This window comes from Pelagibius sp. 7325 (assembly GCF_037652055.1).
Lineage (GTDB): Bacteria > Pseudomonadota > Alphaproteobacteria > Kiloniellales > Kiloniellaceae > Pelagibius.
This window is the reverse complement of sequence record NZ_JBBKAH010000002.1, coordinates 1,244,115-1,259,452: the sequence shown is the minus strand read 5'-3', so window position 1 is coordinate 1,259,452 and position 15,338 is coordinate 1,244,115. Positions and strand designations below refer to the sequence as shown.

Here is a 15,338-nt window from a genome sequence, read left to right as displayed (position 1 = left end):
AAGCGGCCGGTGGCCGGATCAGTCAGTGGGGACCATGGAAGCGACGGCAGCAACGGGCGCGGGCAAAGCAGAGACGCTCTCCGAGAGCTTTGCGCGGTTTCTCGCCGGACTCACTCTCAAAGGGATTCCCGCGCCGGCCCGGGCGGTCGCCCTGCGCGACCTGGTGGATGCCGCCGGCCTCTGTCTCGCGTCGCGCAACGAGCGTTATGTGCAGCAGGTGCTCGCCGCCTGCGATTCCGAAGGCCCCTGCACCGCGATCGGCCATGGCCAAGCCCTCGACGCAGCGGGCGCCGCACTGGTGAACGGCGTGGCTATCCACGGCGAGGATTTCGACGACACCCTGGAAGGTGCCCCGATCCGCGTCGGCGCCATGGTGATCCCGGCGGTGCTGGCGGCCGCCGAGCGCTACGGGCTCAGCGGCGAACAGACCCTGGTGGGCATCATCGCCGGCATGGAGGCCGTCTGCCGCCTCAATCACGTGGCGGCGGGGCATATGCACCGCGCCTGCTTTCACCCCGTCGGCGTCATCGGCGCCCTCGGCGCGGCGGCCGGCACCGGTGTCGCGCTGGGACTGCCGCCGCAGAACCTCGCCATGGCCTTCGGCATCGCCGCTTCCATGGCCTCCGGCATCATCGAGTACCTGACCGACGGCGCCTGGACCAAGCGGCTGCACCCCGGCTGGGCGGCGCAGTCCGGCTACCGCGCCGCGCTGCTCGCACGGTCCGGCTTCTTCGCACCGCGCACGGTCTTCGAGGGCGGCCACAGCTTCTTCAAGGCCTTCGCGCCGACCGCCACGCCCGACTACAGCCATCTCACTGAGGGTCTGGGAGAGAATTGGTATATGGAGCGCGTGGTGTTCAAGCCCTACGCCTGCGGGACCATGATCCACCCCTACATCGACTGCACCATCCAACTGGCACAGCAGGGAATCAAAGGCGAAGATATCGAGTCGATCGTCTGCGAGACCGGTGAGGGCCTGGTGCACCGCCTGTGGGAACCCCTGGCCGCCAAGCACCAGCCGCCATCGGGCTACGCCGCAAAGTTCTCCATGCCCTTCTGCATGGCCGTCGCCTTCTACGAGGGCGATGCCGGCCTCGCCCAGTTCACCGATGAAAAGGCCAAGGATGTGCGCGTCCTGGCCCTGGCCCGCAGGATTTCCTACATCATCGACCCCGACAACGAATACCCGCGCAACTATAGCGGCCACATCAGGGTAACGCTGAAGAATGGCCAGGTGGTCGAGCGGCGCCAGCCGCATATGCGCGGTGGCATGCACGAGCCGCTGAGCGACGCCGACATCGTCGCCAAGTTTTTCGCCAATGCCGCTCACGGCGGCTGGAGCCGGCCGCAAGCCGAGGCGCTGCTCAGTTTCTGCCAGGACCTCGGCGAACAGCCCGACCTCGCCGGCCTCGCCCGCTTCCGCCACTAGTCGAATACCAGTCCGAAGGATCAGTCATGGCCGCAAACTCTACCGTCCCGAGCGTTTCGGAATCCCTCGCCACCTGGATCGAGGGACTGACGGCGACGGATATTCCCGAAGCGGCACGGCGCGAGGCCGAGAACACCATCATCGACACCATCGGCCTGACCGTGGCGGCGCTAGATACGGACTACGGCCAGGCGGTGCGCAAAGCCTTCGACCAGCGGGGCGACTGCACGGTCTTCGGTCTCGCCGAGGGTTTCGAGAGCGCCGCGGCAGCGGTCATCAACGGCACCTGCGGCCACGGCGAGGACTACGACAACACCTACGAGGGCTGCCCGGTGCATTCCGGCGTGGTCATCGTGCCAGCCCTCGCGGCGGCTGGCGAGATGATGAAGCTTCCGGCGCGTGACGTCGCCAAGGGCATCGTCGTCGGGATCGAGATCGCCTGCCGCCTGGGCCTGGTCGCCAAGAAAGCGGTGCATTCGGCGGGCTTCCATCCGACGGCGATCCTCGGCTGCATGGGCGCGGCCGCCGGTGTGGCCGCCGCGATGGGCCAAAACCGCGCGCAGATCCGCGACACCCTGGGCGTCGCTGGCTCCATGTCCTCCGGCATCATCGAGTATCTCGCCGACGGCACCTGGACCAAGCGCATGCACCCCGGCTGGGCGGCGCAGGCGGGCCTGCGTGCCGCCCAGATGGGTGCCGCCGGATTCCGCGGACCGGCTACGGTCTTTGAGGGAACCCACGGCCTGTTCAGCGCCTTCGCGCCGTCGATCCAGCCGGACTTCGCGTGGCTGACCGGTGCGCTGGGCAGCCGCTGGGAAACCGCCAATGTCGCTTTCAAGCCTTATGCCTGCGGCACCATGACCCAGCCCTACGTCGATTGCGCGATCCGCCTGGCACGCCAGGGCGTAAAGCCGGAAGACGTTAAGTCGATCGTTTGCGAGGTGGGCGAGGGCACGGTGCACCGCCTGTGGGAGCCGCTGGCCTCGAAGCAGACACCCCCAACGGCCTACGCCGCCAAATTTTCCTCGCCCTACTGCGTTGCCGCCGGCTTCATCCACGGCGATGCCGGCCTCGCCCAGTTCACCGACGCGGCCGTGCGCGACCCGCGCGCGCTCGCGCTGGCCGGCAAGGTCACCTACGTCATCGATCCCGATAACGAGTATCCCGCCAACTATACCGGCCACATCCGCGCCGAACTGACCGACGGCCGCGTGGTGGAAGAACGCCAGGGCCAGATGCGCGGCGGCGCCAAGGAACGCATGACCCGCGCGGACCTGCTGGCCAAGGCGCGCGCCAACCTCCGCTTTGCCGGGCGTCCCGACGGCGCCGCCGAGGCACTGGAGAATTTTGCCACCGGCCTGTTCGATGACGCTGCGCCCTTCTCCGCCGCGGCGCTGCGCCGGCCCGGTTCCTGAGGCAGGAACGCCGCTTGGAGACGCTCGACGCACTGCTGCCCGGCCTGACGCCGCTGACCGTCCTGCTGGTGGTCGGGGTGTGTTTCGTCGCGGCGGCGCTGGGCGGCATGAGCGGCGTCGGATCGGGCATGATCATCACGCTGTTCATCACGCCGATCATCGGGCCTAAGGCGGTGGTGCCGGTGATCTCCGTGCTGATGCTGATCAACAATGCCAGCCGTGCGTGGTTCTATCGCGAGTACATACAGCCCAAGCGCATCGCGCTGATAGCAGGCACCGCGGTGCCCGCCTCGGCATTGGGCGCGCTGCTCTACGTACGCATGGAGTCCGACCTGATACAGGGCATACTGGGCGCCATCCTCATCGCCTCGGTGCCGCTCAGGCGCTGGTCCGCCGGGCGCATGATGGAGCCGAGCAAGCCGATGGTCATCGCGGTTTCCGGGGCCTTCGGCTTCCTTTCCAGCATCATCGTCGGCGCCGGCATGCTGGTGTTGCCGATTCTCATGGGCTTCGGCCTGACCGGTCCGGCGCTGCTGGCAACCGACGGCGCGATCGCCGTCATCGTGAACCTGGCCAAGATCATCTTCTTCGGCAGCCTGGAGGCGCTGACGCCCTCGCTCTTCGTCATCGCCTTCATCATGGGCCTCTGCACGATCCCCGGCACCTGGGTCGCCGCCTGGATCGTCAAGCGCACCGACATCCGCATCCACACCTTGTTCATCGAGGTGCTAATCGTCGTCGGCGGCGCTTCCTTCATCTACGGCAGCCTGACCGCGTAGGGCCGTCGCGCAGGCATGCGTAGACCCCCGAGGATCACAGATCCACCCTTCTCAATCTCAGAGCATTGCCTACGACGGATACCGAAGACAGGCTCATTGCCGCCGCCGCGATCATCGGCGACAGCAGGAGGCCGAGGAAGGGATAGAGGATTCCGGCGGCGATCGGCACACCCGCCGCGTTGTAGACGAAGGCGAAGAAAAGGTTCTGGCGGATGTTGCGCATGGTCGCCTGGGCAAGGCGCCGCGCCCGCACGATGCCGGTGAGGTCGCCCTTCACCAGCGTGAAGCCCGCGCTCTCGATGGCGACGTCGGCGCCGGTCCCCATGGCGATGCCGACGTCGGCCTGCGCGAGCGCCGGCGCGTCGTTCACACCATCCCCGGCCATGGCAACTCTTGCGCCTTCGGCCTGAAACTCTTTCACGATGCGCGCCTTGTCTTCGGGAAGCACATCGGCGCGAATCTCGTCGATGCCGAGACGGCCCGCCACCGCCCTCGCGGTGCGCTCGTTGTCGCCGGTCACCATGACGATCCGCAGCCCTTCCGCGTGCAACGCCTTGAGCGCCTCGGGGGTGGTTTCCTTCACGGGGTCGGCGACGCTGACCAGACCAGCGATCTTCTGGTCGATGACTACGAACATCACCGTCTCGCCCTGATCTCGGAGGCCGTCCGCCGCTTCGGCGGCGTGGCGCCCCTCAAGGCCAAGGTGGGTCAGCAGGGCGGCGTTACCGAGAGCGACAGCCTTGCCCTCGACGCGGCCGGTCACGCCCTTGCCGGTCACCGCCTGGAAGTCCTCGGCCTTCGGCAGGGACAGGCCACGGTCTTCAGCACCGTTCACGATAGCCTCGGCCAGGGGGTGCTCACTGCCGCGCTCCAGCGCGGCGGCGAGCCGCAGCAGTTCATTCTCTTCGATGCCGTCCTCGGGCAGCACGGCGGAGAGCGCCGGCTTTCCCCGGGTGAGGGTGCCGGTCTTGTCGACGATCAGGGTGTCGACCTTGGCGAAGCGCTCCAGCGCCTCGGCGTTCTTGATCAGCACGCCGGCCTGCGCGCCGCGACCGGTGGCGGTCATGATCGACATCGGCGTGGCCAAGCCCAAGGCGCAGGGGCAGGCGATGATGAGAACCGAGACCGCGGCCACCAGGGCATAGGCCATTGCCGGCGACGGCCCCCAGATCGACCAGGCGACGAAGGCGACCACGGCAACCGCCACTACAGCCGGGACAAAGACGCCGGCGACCTGGTCGGCCAGCTTCTGGATCGGCGCACGGCTGCGCTGGGCCGCGGCTACCATCTCGACGATCTGCGACAGGACGGTGTCGGCGCCGACGCGCCGGGCGTCGATGATCAGCGACCCGCTGCCGTTGATCGTCGCGCCGGTCACCTTGTCACCCTTGGATTTCTCCACCGGCACCGGCTCACCGGTCAGCATGGACTCGTCGACCGAGGAATGACCTTCGACCACGGTGCCGTCGACCGGCACCTTGTCGCCCGGGCGCACCCGCAAGTGGTCGCCGACCTTAACCTCCTCCAGGGGGATCTCCTCCTCGCGGCCGTCGGGTCGAATCACCCGCGCTGTCTTGGCGGCAAGGTCGAGCAGCGCGCGGATGGCACCGCCGGTGCGTTCGCGCGCCCGCAGCTCCAGCATCTGGCCTAGCAGCACCAGCACCACGATCACCGCCGCGGCCTCGTAGTAGACCGCGACGTGGCCCTGGGCGTCGCGGAAGCCGGCCGGGAAGATCTCCGGCGCTAAGGTCGCCACCAGGCTGAACAGGTAGGCCGCACCGACGCCCATGGCGATGAGGGTGAACATGTTGAGGCTGCGGTTGACTAGCGACTTCCAGCCGCGCACGAAGAAGGGCAATCCGGCCCAGAGCACCACCGGCGTCGCGAGGACCAGCTCCGCCCATGAAGCCGTGGCCTCGCCCAGCATCTGGCGCAGCGGCAGACCGAGATGCGGCGCCATGGCGAGAACCAGCACCGGCAAGGTGAGTGCCGCACCGATCCAGAAGCGGCGCGTGAAGTCCACCAATTCGGGATTCGGGCCCTCCTCGCCGGTCGGCACGCCCATGGGCTCCAGCGCCATGCCGCAGAGCGGGCAGTCGCCCGGGCCGTCCTGCACGATCTCGGGGTGCATCGGGCAGGTGTACTGGGTGCCCTTCGGCATCGGTTCCGGCCTCGCGCGGCCGTCCAGGTACTTCGCCGGCTCGGCCTCGAACTTCGACTGGCAGCCGGCCGAGCAGAAATAGAAGCGTTGTCCTTCATGCTTCGCCATGTAGCGGGCAGCGGCGCGGTCCACCTTCATGCCGCAGACCGGGTCCTTGGCCGTCAGGTAGTCCTCGGGCGCTTTGGCAAACTTGTCGCGGCAGCCGGGATTGCAGAAGTGGAAGACGTGGCCGTCATGTTCGTGGGTCGGCTTGCCGGCGGCCGGGTCGACGGTCATGCCGCAGACCGGATCGCGCACGACGGGTACCTCCCCCTCATGATGATGAGGAACATGCCCGCGTACGGGGGATGGCTGCGATGTGCCTGACATGAAACGAATCCCACTTGTTCCAGCGGCGCGATTGCCGGCCGGTCTCCCAGATATGGGGTTTCCAGTCACGGGAAGGTCAAGCCCCCCTACGTGCGGGCTGCCGCGGGATCTAGCGGCCGCCGGTGAGCAGGGCGAAGACCGGCACGAGAGCAACCGCCGCCAACGCCGTGAAACCGAGGTTCCACTGCCAGGTCAGCCGCCGGGGCGGGATCTCTCCCACCCGGCTGATGAGCAAAACGACCGTGGCAAAGGGCGAGAAAGTCATAGAGAGCGCCCAGCCGCAGGAAATCGCCAACGCAATCAGCGTGGGATCGGCCGGCAGTACCGGCAGGCTGCCGACCAGGCTGCCGAAGAAGACCGCCATCATGATGGGACTGAGCGCCAGCAGGCTGAGCGAGGCGACAGCGACCGGCAGCAGCGCGAGAAAGACGAAGTCGGGCATGGCATCGAGGCCGAGAACTTCTGCCCAGGCAGCCGCCGGGATCAGCGCTGCCGCGACGCGGCCGACGTAACCGGAACAGGCCAGGGTGATGGCGACCGGAGCGGCGCCGCCCAGGTTCGAAAAGGCAATGACCCGCAGCCGGCCCGCGGTGGCGGCCCAGGCTCCTTCCGGCGCACCCAGGTTCTGCACCAGCAGCCAGCCGACCAGCATCACCGGACAAGAGACCATGAGGCCGAACACCACCGTCTCGCCGGACAGCAGCATGACCACAGCGCTCATGCCGAACAGCCAACTGCAGGCGAGCAGAAAGCGGAAGGCGGCCTGCCGCGGGAAGAGCGGGGTCGCGGGCTTAGTCTGCGGCCGGTAGGCGCGGAACACGAAACGGTCCTCCAGCGCGCCGAGTACCAGCAGGCCGACGAAGATGCAAAAGCCGATGGCGATCCAGACCTGCCGGTTGGTGCCGGGGATCAACTCCATCAATGCCAGGGGCGCGATCGCCGTCGGCGACCAGATAACACACCACGCAAAGCCGCGCAGCATGGCGCTGATCTGGCGCCGCTCGCGAATCGGGTTGCGGGCATCGCCGGGCGTCCCCGCCTCGATGCCCCGCTGGATCAGCGGCACCAGGAAGCTGACCACGCCGACATTGAACAGCACCGCCATGATCGCGGCACCGAAGTTGAGGGCGTAATAGCGCCGCCCCGGCTGCTGGCGCGTGAGATACTCGCCGCAGCGCGCGACGGCGGGCGAGGTTGACGCGGCCTCGTGCAGCAGGTTCAGCAGCAGCAGAAAAGCCATCAGGAACGCAGCCTGATCGAGCCCCGCCAGCAGCACCGCGGGCGGGTCCGGATGCAGCCACAGCGTGAGCAGCGTCAGGACCATGCAAAGCGTCAGCAGGTACTTCTCCCGCAGCCCGAGGTCGCGCACCGCGGCGAGCACGGTGGCACCGACCGCAGCATAGGCTGCGTACTGGATTGCCTGCGACCCGCTGAGGCGCGCCAGCAGTTCCAGCCCCATCACCGCCAGCAGGCACAGCGCGACGAGAAAGCGGTCGCGGCCCTGCAGAGGCTGTGCCACGGCGGAAAGTCGGGATGACTCGGACATGCCTCGGGCGGCACTCCCGGCGGAGTTGATGGTGGGCGAACGATCAGGAATGGCTGCCGCCGTGGCGCCGCGGCAACGGTGCCATGCTAGCCGTTCTTGAACTCCGCCGCCAGCCGGTCGACCCCGCGCGTCAGGATCGCGAGGTCGGCGCCCACCGCCGTGAACAGGGAACCGAGCTCCATGCAGCGACGCGCGAAGTCGATGTCGTAGGTCAGCACGCCCGCCGGCTTGCCGGCCGCCGCCACACGGGAAATGGCGCCTTCAACCGCTGCGACGACCTCCGGATGAAAAAGCTCGCCGGGATGACCGAGGCTCGCCGAGAGGTCGCCGGGGCCGATGAAAATGCCGTCGACGCCCTCGACCGCAGCGATGTCCTCGATGGCGTCGAGCGACTTCTGCGTCTCCACCTGCACCAGGAGACAGATTTCGCTCGCCGCCTTCTGCGCATAGCCGGCAACGCGGCCGAAGCGGCTGGCCCGCGTCAGGCCGGCGACGCCGCGAATGCCCTCAGGCGGATAGCGCACGGCGGCAACCGCCGCCTCCGCCTCGGCGACCGACTGCACATAGGGAACCAGCAGGCTCTGGGCGCCGCTGTCCAGCAGGCGCTTGATGAGGACGGGATCGTTGGCGGCGGGCCGCACCACGGCTGAAACGTCATAGGCCGCCGCCGCCTGCAGCTGCGGCAGCACTGTCAGCGGATCAGCCGGCGAATGCTCGGTGTCGAGCAGCAGCCAGTCGAAGCCCGCGCCGGCCAGCGCCTCGGTCACGAAGCTGCCGGGCAGCATGCACCACAGGCCGACCTGCTGTTTGCCGGAGAGAATGGCATGTTTGAAGGCGTTCCGGGGCAGCTGCAAGACGAGACCTCCCTCAGGCGACGTCGGCGGGCAGGACCGCCGAGGGCATGTTCTGGTAGCAGACCGGCCGCAGGAAGCGGCGGATCGACAAGGTGCCGACCGAGGTGGCACCAAAATTGGTCGATGCCGGATAGGGGCCGCCGTGCACCATGGAATCGCAGACCTCGACGCCCGTCGGGAAGCCGTTGGCGAGGATGCGGCCGGCCTTGCGCTCCAGGATCGGCATGAGACGCCGCGCGTCGCCGCTGTCCCCGTCGTCCATGTGCAGGGTGCAGGTCAACTGGCCCTGCAGGCTCCTGGCAATAGTCACCATCTCGTCAAAACCGCTGGCCGCGACCACGAGGCCGAGCGGACCGAAGACCTCCTCGCCCAGTTCCTCGTTGGCCAGCCAGTCCTTGCCGGTCGTCGAATAGAGGTAGGGCGTGGCATTGCGCTGATCGCAGGTGCTGGTCAGCACTTCGCGCACACCCGCAGAGCCGCGCACCCGATCGCGCCCGCTGCGGTAGGCCGCGGCGATGCCATCGGTCAGCATGGTTTGCGGTGCCGTCGGCTCCAGCGCCGCGGAGGCCGCAGCGACGAAATCCTGCAGCGCCGGACCGTCAACGGCCACGGCGATCCCCGGATTGGTGCAAAACTGTCCGGCGCCCATGGTCAGCGACCCGGCCCAGCCCTTGGCGATTTCGCCACCGCGCGCCGAAAGCGCCTGCGGCAGCAGGAACATGGGATTGACCGAGCCCAGCTCACCGAAGAAGGGGATCGGCTCTGGCCGCTGGGCGCAGAGGTCGAACAGCGCCCTGCCCCCGGCCAGCGAGCCGGTGAAGCCCACCGCCTTGATGAGCGGATGCTGCACAAGGGCCTGGCCGACGGCGCGGTTGCCGCCCTGGATCAGCGAAAAGACGCCGGCAGGAACGCCGCAGGCCTTCACGGCGGCAGCAATCGCCTGGGCCACGATCTCACCGGTGCCCGGGTGCGCCGAGTGACCCTTCACCACCACCGGGCAGCCGGCGGCCAGCGCCGCCGCCGTGTCGCCGCCGGCGACCGAGAAGGCAAGCGGGAAGTTGGAGGCGCCGAAGACGGCGACCGGCCCGATCGGGCGCTGCATCATGCGCAGGTCGGGGCGCGGCAGCGGCTGGCGGTCGGGCAGTGCCGCGTCATGGCGGCGGTCCAGGTAGTCGCCTTTTTCGATGTGGCTGGCGAAGAGCCGCAGCTGGCCGGTGGTGCGGCCGCGCTCGCCGTTGAGGCGCGCTTCGGGCAGGCCGGTCTCCTGGCAGCCGATCTCGGTGATGGCCGCGCCGCGCGCCTCGATCTCGTCGGCGATGCGGTTGAGAAAGGCGGCGCGCGCGGCACGGGTCGAATAGCCATAATCCCAGAACGCCTCCTCCGCCGCCTTGCAGGCGGCGTCGACGTCGGCCGGCGTGCCTACGGCAAAGGCGCGCTTGGGCCCCGTGGCAGGGTCCGAGTCGAAGGTTTCCTTGCCCGCGACCCAGTCGCCGGCGATCAGGTGCTTTCCGGTCAGTTCGAGAGTCATCCTGTCCGTCCTCTTACTTGCTTCGCTCCGCGGCCTGGCGCAGACGATGCCAGGCGACAGCCGGAGCGAAATAGGGGTGATCGACTATTCCTGCCGATGCGTCGGCGGCTTGTCGAGTATCTTCCGACTGATCTGTGTCCCATCGGTCTCTCTAGGCTAGCACGCCGATGGGCCAAGGCACGAATTCGTCCTCGCCGACACCAAGCGCCTCGCTCTTCGACTTCTCCCCGGAGGCGACCGTCAGCAGCGTGCGGAAGATCGCCTCTCCCATCTCGTCCAGCGTCGCGGTACCGTCGATCACCGTGCCGCAGTTGATGTCCATGTCACCGATCATGCGCTGGTACATCGGCGTGTTGGTGGCGAGCTTGACGGTCGGCGCCGGGAAGGAGCCGAAGCAGGAACCGCGGCCCGTGGTGAAGCAGATGAGATTGGCGCCGCCGGCGATCTGGCCGGTAGCGGATACAGGGTCGTAGCCGGGTGTGTCCATGATGACGAGGCCGTGCTCGCGGACCGTCTCAGCGTAGCGGTAGACCGCGTTGATGCCGCTGGAGCCGCCCTTCTTGGAGCCGCCCAGCGCCTTCTCGATGATGTTGGCGAGACCGCCGGCGTTGTTTCCGGGCGACACGCGGCCGTTGATCTGGGTGTCGCGCCCTTTGCTGTAGTCGAGCCACCATTCGATGCGCTCGACGAACTTGCGGCCGATCTCCGGCGTCTTCGCCCGTGCTGTCAGCGTGTGCTCGACGCCGAAAAGCTCCGGCGTTTCGGAGAGGATGGCGGTGCCGCCGTGACGCACCAAAATATCGACCGCCTTGCCGAGGGCAGGATTCGCCGAGAGGCCCGAAAAGCCATCGGAGCCGCCGCACTGCAGGCCGACGGTGATGTGTTCGGCGGAACACGGCTCACGGGTCACCTGGTCGACCTCCGCCAGCATATCGCGAACCAGAGCCTTGCCCTCCTCGATGGCGGCCGCGGTGCCGCCGACCTGCTGCATCGTCACCGTCTTCAGCGTCTTGCCGGTGGCCAGCGCTTGCTCCTCGAAGAAGCGGGCGAGGTTGTTGCGCTCGCAACCGAGCGAGCACACCACGGCACCGGCCATATTGGGATGGCGGATATAGCCGGCCAGGGTGCGGCGCAGCAGGTCCATCGGCTCGCCGGTCATCTCCATGCCGCAGCCCTGCTCGTGCACGAAGGGCACCACGCCGTCAACGTTGGGATAGTCGGCGAGACGCTCCGCGTCGAAGTAATTGGCGATGCGACGCGCGACGGTCGCCGAGCAGTTCACGGTGATGAAGATGCCGATATAGTTGCGCGTGCCGATGCGGCCGTCCGGGCGGCGGATACCCTGGAAGGTCGCACGCTCGGCCGGCGGCAAGAGTTCGGTCGGCCGGTAGTCCTGGCTGAAGCGATAGTCCTTCTGGAACTCGTCCATCAGCACGTTATGGCTGTGCATCCAGCTGCCCGGCGCGATGTCCTCGCCGGCGAAGCCGATGACGGTATTGTACTTCAGCACCGGCTCACCCTTGACCAGGGGTCGCGTCGCGATCTTGTGGCCCAGCGGCACGTCGTGCAAGGTCGTCACGCCTTCCGCCGTGAGGAAGGCACCCTTGGGGATATCGGCACGGGCGACGACGACGTTGTCGGCCGCATCGAGGCGGATGACGGGCGAATGGTTTTGCATACTCATGCCGCCTGCAGCAGCCCTTTGGTGTAACCCAGCGCGAAGGCGAAGAAGCGTTCCCGCGCCGGATCCAGATCGGAGGCCGGCACGTGGTCGGGGCAGAGGATGCCCTGGTAGCCGACCGCGCGGTAGGCGCGGATGGCGGCAGCCATGTCGACGTCGCCATCGTCGGGGAAACATTCGGAAAAGTCGCAGAAGCCGCCCTTGATATTGCGGAAGTGCACCATGTAGATGCGCCCGCGACCGCCGATGCGGCGGATCGCCTCCCTGACATAGGGCGAGGGCTCGGACGACATCTCGGCGACAGTACCCTGGCAAAAGTTGATGCCGTGCGCCGCGCTTTCCGGCGCCAGGTCGAGGTAACGCTCCATGCCTTCGATGGAGCCGACGACGTGCTCGACGCCGTTGAGTCCCCCTTTGGGAAAGGCGGGATCGTGCGGGTGCGCGGCGAGGCGGATGCCCGCCCTTTCCGCCGCCGGCAGTATCGCCTCCACCAGCTGCTCCAGGGCGGACCAGGCCTGCGCAGCGGTGACGCCCCTGGTCTCCTCGGCGATCACCTGGCCGACTGCCTCGGCGGTGCCGACGGCATTCACCGCGATGTCGGCGCCGGCAACGCCACCGCCGGGATGGCCGACGCCCCAATAGGAGTGGGCGCGGTCGGCCTGCACCGTGTAGTCGGCGGCGCGGAAGGCACTCTCGAGAACGCCGCCGCGTCCGGAACGGCGCCCGGTGCGGGTGATTCCGACCATCTGCAGGTTATACTTCAGCATCGTGAGGCCGCCGTCGGCCGCGGCGCGAATGTCCGCGCGCAGCTTCTGCGCCCGTCCAGCGGCACGCGGACGGTCATACACCGTGTCGAGCAGGAACGACCCGACGTCGAGCGCCAGGCACTCGAGAGTGAGGCCGAAACCTTCGACCCACTTGCGATAGCCGGCCACTTTCGCGGCATCCCAATTGCCGTCATCCCCTTCGATCTGCGTATTGGGCCGCGTATCGAGCACCACGTGTCCGACGCCCAGCTGGGTCGAGAGCCGCAGGCGTTCCGCCGTTGGGTTGATGATCTGCTCCCCGATGTACATGGCCTCAGCGGCCCTTTTCCTTGCGCCAGGCGGCAAAGATCTCGAGGTTCGCCGGATCGGTGGGCGGATACAGCCCGACGATGGTCGCGCCGGCCTTCACCCGCTCCGAGACGAAATCCTCGTAGGCGGTCATCTCGTGTGCCTCCTGGGCGATGTCGTCGGCCAGGTGAGCCGGGATCACGATGACGCTCTCGTCATCGCCCACCAGGACGTCGCCGGGAAAGACCGGCACATCGCCGCAGCCGATCGGCACGTTGAGGTCCAACGCCTGGTGGCGTGTCAGGTTGGTCGGCGAGGACGGCCGGTTGTGATAGGCGGGCATGTCGAGTTCGGCGATCTTCATGGCGTCGCGGAAACCGCCGTCGGTCACCACACCGGCAACGCCGCGCATCTGCAGGCGCGTCACCAGGATGTCGCCGGCCGAGGCGGCGCGCGGGTCCTTGCGGCTGTCCATCACCAGGATAGCGCCCGGCGGACAGACCTCCACCGCTTTGCGCTGCGGGTGATCCGGATTCTTGAACACGTCGATCTGGTTCAGGTCTTCGCGCGCCGGAATGTAGCGTAGGGTATAGGCGGGGCCGACCATGTTGCGGCCCTTCGGCCGCACCGGCCGGACGTCCTGGATCGTCTGGTTGCGGAAGCCCCGTTTGAAGAGGGCGGTCGCCAGGGTGGCGACCGAGACGTTCATCAGCTTCTCGCGGGTCTGCGGCTTCAACTCGGTCATCGTACGCTCGTCCATCTCAGTTGATCTCCGGCTCGCCCGTCGGCGGGCCGAACTCTGCTTTCAGAAAATCGAAGTCGCAGCCCTTGTCGGCCTGTTCGATGTGCTTGGCAAACATCCAGCCGTAGCCGCGGCCGTAGCGCGGCGGCGGCGGTGTCCATTCGGCGCGGCGGCGCGCCAGTTCCGCTTCGGGGACGCGCATGTTGAGGCTGCGGTTGGGAATGTCGACATCGACGATGTCGCCGCTCCGAAGCAGGGCCAGCGGCCCGCCAACATAGGCTTCCGGCGCCACATGAAGGACGCAGGCGCCGAACGACGTGCCGGACATGCGCGCGTCGGAGAGGCGCAGCATGTCGCGATGACCGTGCTTCAGCAGCGCCTTGGGCATCGGGATCATGCCCCACTCGGGCATGCCCGGCCCGCCCTGCGGCCCCGCATTGCGCAGCACCAGCACCGTATCGGGACTCATATCCAGATCCTCGTCGTCGATGATTTTCTTGAGTTCCGCATAGCTGTCGGCCACCAGCGCCGGGCCGCTGTGCCGGTAGAACTTCGGGTCGCAGGCAGCCGGCTTGATGACGGCCCCATCCGGCGCGAGGTTGCCGCGCAACACGGCCAGCGAGCCCTCGTGGTAGACCGGATTGTCCAGCGGACGGATGACGTCGGCGTTGTAGACCTCCGCCCCTTCCAGCCCCTGGCCGAGCGTTTCGCCGGAAACCGTGAGGACCGAGAGGTCGAGCTTGTCCCCCAGCGTCTTCATCAGGCCGCGCAGGCCGCCGGCGTAGAAGAAGTCCTCCATCAGGTAGGTCTTGCCCGATGGGCGGACATTGGCGATCACCGGCGTGGTGTGTCCGATCCGATCCAGGTCGTCCAGTTCCAGCGGCACGCCGGCGCGGCGGGCGATGGCGATCAGGTGGATGATGGCGTTGGTCGAGCAGCCCATGGCCATCGCGACGGTCACGGCGTTCTTCACTGCGGCCTCGGTGACGACCTGGTCCGGCGTCAGGTCGTCCCACACCATCTGGACGATGCGCCGCCCGGCAGCGGCACACATGCGCTGGTGGTTGGCATCGGCGGCGGGAATGGAACTGGCCCCCGGCAGGGTGAGGCCCAGCGCTTCGGCGATCGCCGTCATGGTGGAGGCCGTGCCCATAGTCATGCAGTGGCCGTAGGAGCGTGCGATGCCGCCCTCGACGCCGATCCAGTCCTCCTTGCTCATGGTGCCGGCGCGGCGCTCGTCCCAGAACTTGAAGCCATCGGTTCCCGAACCCAGCACCTGGCCCTTGTAGTTGCCGCGCAGCATCGGCCCGGCGGTGACGTAGACGAAGGGGATGCCCATGGAGAGGGCGCCCATCACCAGGCCCGGCGTGGTCTTGTCGCAACCGCCCATGAGAACGGCGCCGTCGACAGGATGGGAACGCAGCAGTTCCTCCGTCTCCATCGCCAGCATGTTGCGGTAGAGCATCGTGGTCGGCTTCACGAAATTCTCGGACAGCGACAGCGCCGGCAGCTCCAGAGGAAAGCCGCCGGCCTGGAGGACGCCGCGCTTGATGTCCTCCACCCGCTGCTTGAAGTGCATGTGGCAGGGCTGCGCATCGGACCAGGTGTTGATGATGGCGATGATCGGCTTGCCTTCCCAGTCCACCGGCGCATAGCCCATCTGCATGGTGCGCGAGCGGTGGCCGAAGGAGCGCAGGTCATCCGGCGCCATCCAGCGCGCGCTGCGCAGGTCGCTGTACTTCTTCTTGCTCGTCTTAGACACGGTCATTGGATCACTCG

Annotated in this window: 11 protein-coding genes; 3 read left to right on the top strand and 8 right to left on the bottom strand. The window is 67.7% G+C overall.

Going from position 1 to position 15,338, the window contains the following annotated elements; genetic code table 11:
• The first annotated feature begins 34 nt into the window (after positions 1–34).
• Genes WDC82_RS07890 through WDC82_RS07880 form a run of 3 tightly spaced genes read left to right on the top strand, consistent with a single transcriptional unit; the run spans position 35 to position 3,623 of the window.
• Positions 35–1,429, top strand: coding sequence for an MmgE/PrpD family protein (locus WDC82_RS07890; protein ID WP_340116705.1), 1,395 nt, complete (start codon positions 35–37; stop codon positions 1,427–1,429).
• A 26-nt stretch (positions 1,430–1,455) separates the two neighbouring features.
• Complete coding sequence (locus WDC82_RS07885; RefSeq protein WP_340116704.1) at positions 1,456–2,844, top strand: MmgE/PrpD family protein; 1,389 nt, start codon at positions 1,456–1,458, stop codon at positions 2,842–2,844.
• 14 nt (positions 2,845–2,858) lie between these two features.
• Positions 2,859–3,623 (top strand): sulfite exporter TauE/SafE family protein, encoded by a 765-nt coding sequence (locus tag WDC82_RS07880; protein ID WP_340116703.1) that lies wholly within the window; start codon positions 2,859–2,861, stop codon positions 3,621–3,623.
• A gap of 34 nt (positions 3,624–3,657) precedes the next feature.
• Here WDC82_RS07880 and WDC82_RS07875 read toward each other — a convergent pair whose 3' ends face one another.
• The 8 genes from WDC82_RS07875 to araD all read right to left on the bottom strand — a co-directional run bounded on the left by WDC82_RS07875 (position 3,658) and on the right by araD (position 15,327).
• Complete coding sequence (locus tag WDC82_RS07875; protein ID WP_340116702.1) at positions 3,658–6,081, bottom strand: heavy metal translocating P-type ATPase; 2,424 nt, start codon at positions 6,079–6,081, stop codon at positions 3,658–3,660.
• 181 nt (positions 6,082–6,262) lie between these two features.
• Positions 6,263–7,699 carry a hypothetical protein gene (locus WDC82_RS07870; protein ID WP_340116701.1) on the bottom strand — a complete coding sequence of 479 codons (1,437 nt, stop codon included), beginning with the start codon at positions 7,697–7,699 and terminating at the stop codon, positions 6,263–6,265.
• A gap of 86 nt (positions 7,700–7,785) precedes the next feature.
• Entirely contained in the window at positions 7,786–8,553 is a 768-nt protein-coding gene (locus WDC82_RS07865) for an aldolase/citrate lyase family protein (RefSeq protein WP_340116700.1), read from the bottom strand.
• Positions 8,554–8,566: 13 nt separating this feature from the next.
• Entirely contained in the window at positions 8,567–10,081 is a 1,515-nt protein-coding gene (locus tag WDC82_RS07860) for an aldehyde dehydrogenase (NADP(+)) (protein WP_340116699.1), read from the bottom strand.
• A gap of 151 nt (positions 10,082–10,232) precedes the next feature.
• Entirely contained in the window at positions 10,233–11,765 is a 1,533-nt protein-coding gene (locus tag WDC82_RS07855; protein ID WP_340116698.1) for an altronate dehydratase family protein, read from the bottom strand.
• On the bottom strand, positions 11,762–12,838 hold the full coding sequence (locus WDC82_RS07850) for a mannonate dehydratase (protein WP_340116697.1): 1,077 nt from the start codon (positions 12,836–12,838) through the stop codon (positions 11,762–11,764). The genes WDC82_RS07855 and WDC82_RS07850 overlap by 4 nt, the downstream gene beginning before the upstream one ends.
• A gap of 4 nt (positions 12,839–12,842) precedes the next feature.
• On the bottom strand, positions 12,843–13,577 hold the full coding sequence (locus tag WDC82_RS07845; RefSeq protein ID WP_340116696.1) for a ribonuclease activity regulator RraA: 735 nt from the start codon (positions 13,575–13,577) through the stop codon (positions 12,843–12,845).
• 1 nt (position 13,578) lies between these two features.
• Positions 13,579–15,327 carry an L-arabinonate dehydratase gene (gene araD / locus WDC82_RS07840; protein WP_340116695.1) on the bottom strand — a complete coding sequence of 583 codons (1,749 nt, stop codon included), beginning with the start codon at positions 15,325–15,327 and terminating at the stop codon, positions 13,579–13,581.
• Positions 15,328–15,338: the final 11 nt, after the last annotated feature.

Bases quoted from the DNA above. Each gene is read 5' to 3' on its own strand.
- WDC82_RS07890 (WP_340116705.1), top strand. From the start codon at position 35: ATGGAAGCGACGGCAGCAACGGGCGCGGGCAAAGCAGAGACGCTCTCC.
- WDC82_RS07885 (WP_340116704.1), top strand. From the start codon at position 1,456: ATGGCCGCAAACTCTACCGTCCCGAGCGTTTCGGAATCCCTCGCCACC.
- WDC82_RS07870 (WP_340116701.1), bottom strand. From the start codon at position 7,699: ATGTCCGAGTCATCCCGACTTTCCGCCGTGGCACAGCCTCTGCAGGGC.
- WDC82_RS07860 (WP_340116699.1), bottom strand. From the start codon at position 10,081: ATGACTCTCGAACTGACCGGAAAGCACCTGATCGCCGGCGACTGGGTC.
- WDC82_RS07855 (WP_340116698.1), bottom strand. From the start codon at position 11,765: ATGAGTATGCAAAACCATTCGCCCGTCATCCGCCTCGATGCGGCCGAC.
- WDC82_RS07850 (WP_340116697.1), bottom strand. From the start codon at position 12,838: ATGTACATCGGGGAGCAGATCATCAACCCAACGGCGGAACGCCTGCGG.
- WDC82_RS07845 (WP_340116696.1), bottom strand. From the start codon at position 13,577: ATGGACGAGCGTACGATGACCGAGTTGAAGCCGCAGACCCGCGAGAAG.
- araD (WP_340116695.1), bottom strand. From the start codon at position 15,327: ATGACCGTGTCTAAGACGAGCAAGAAGAAGTACAGCGACCTGCGCAGC.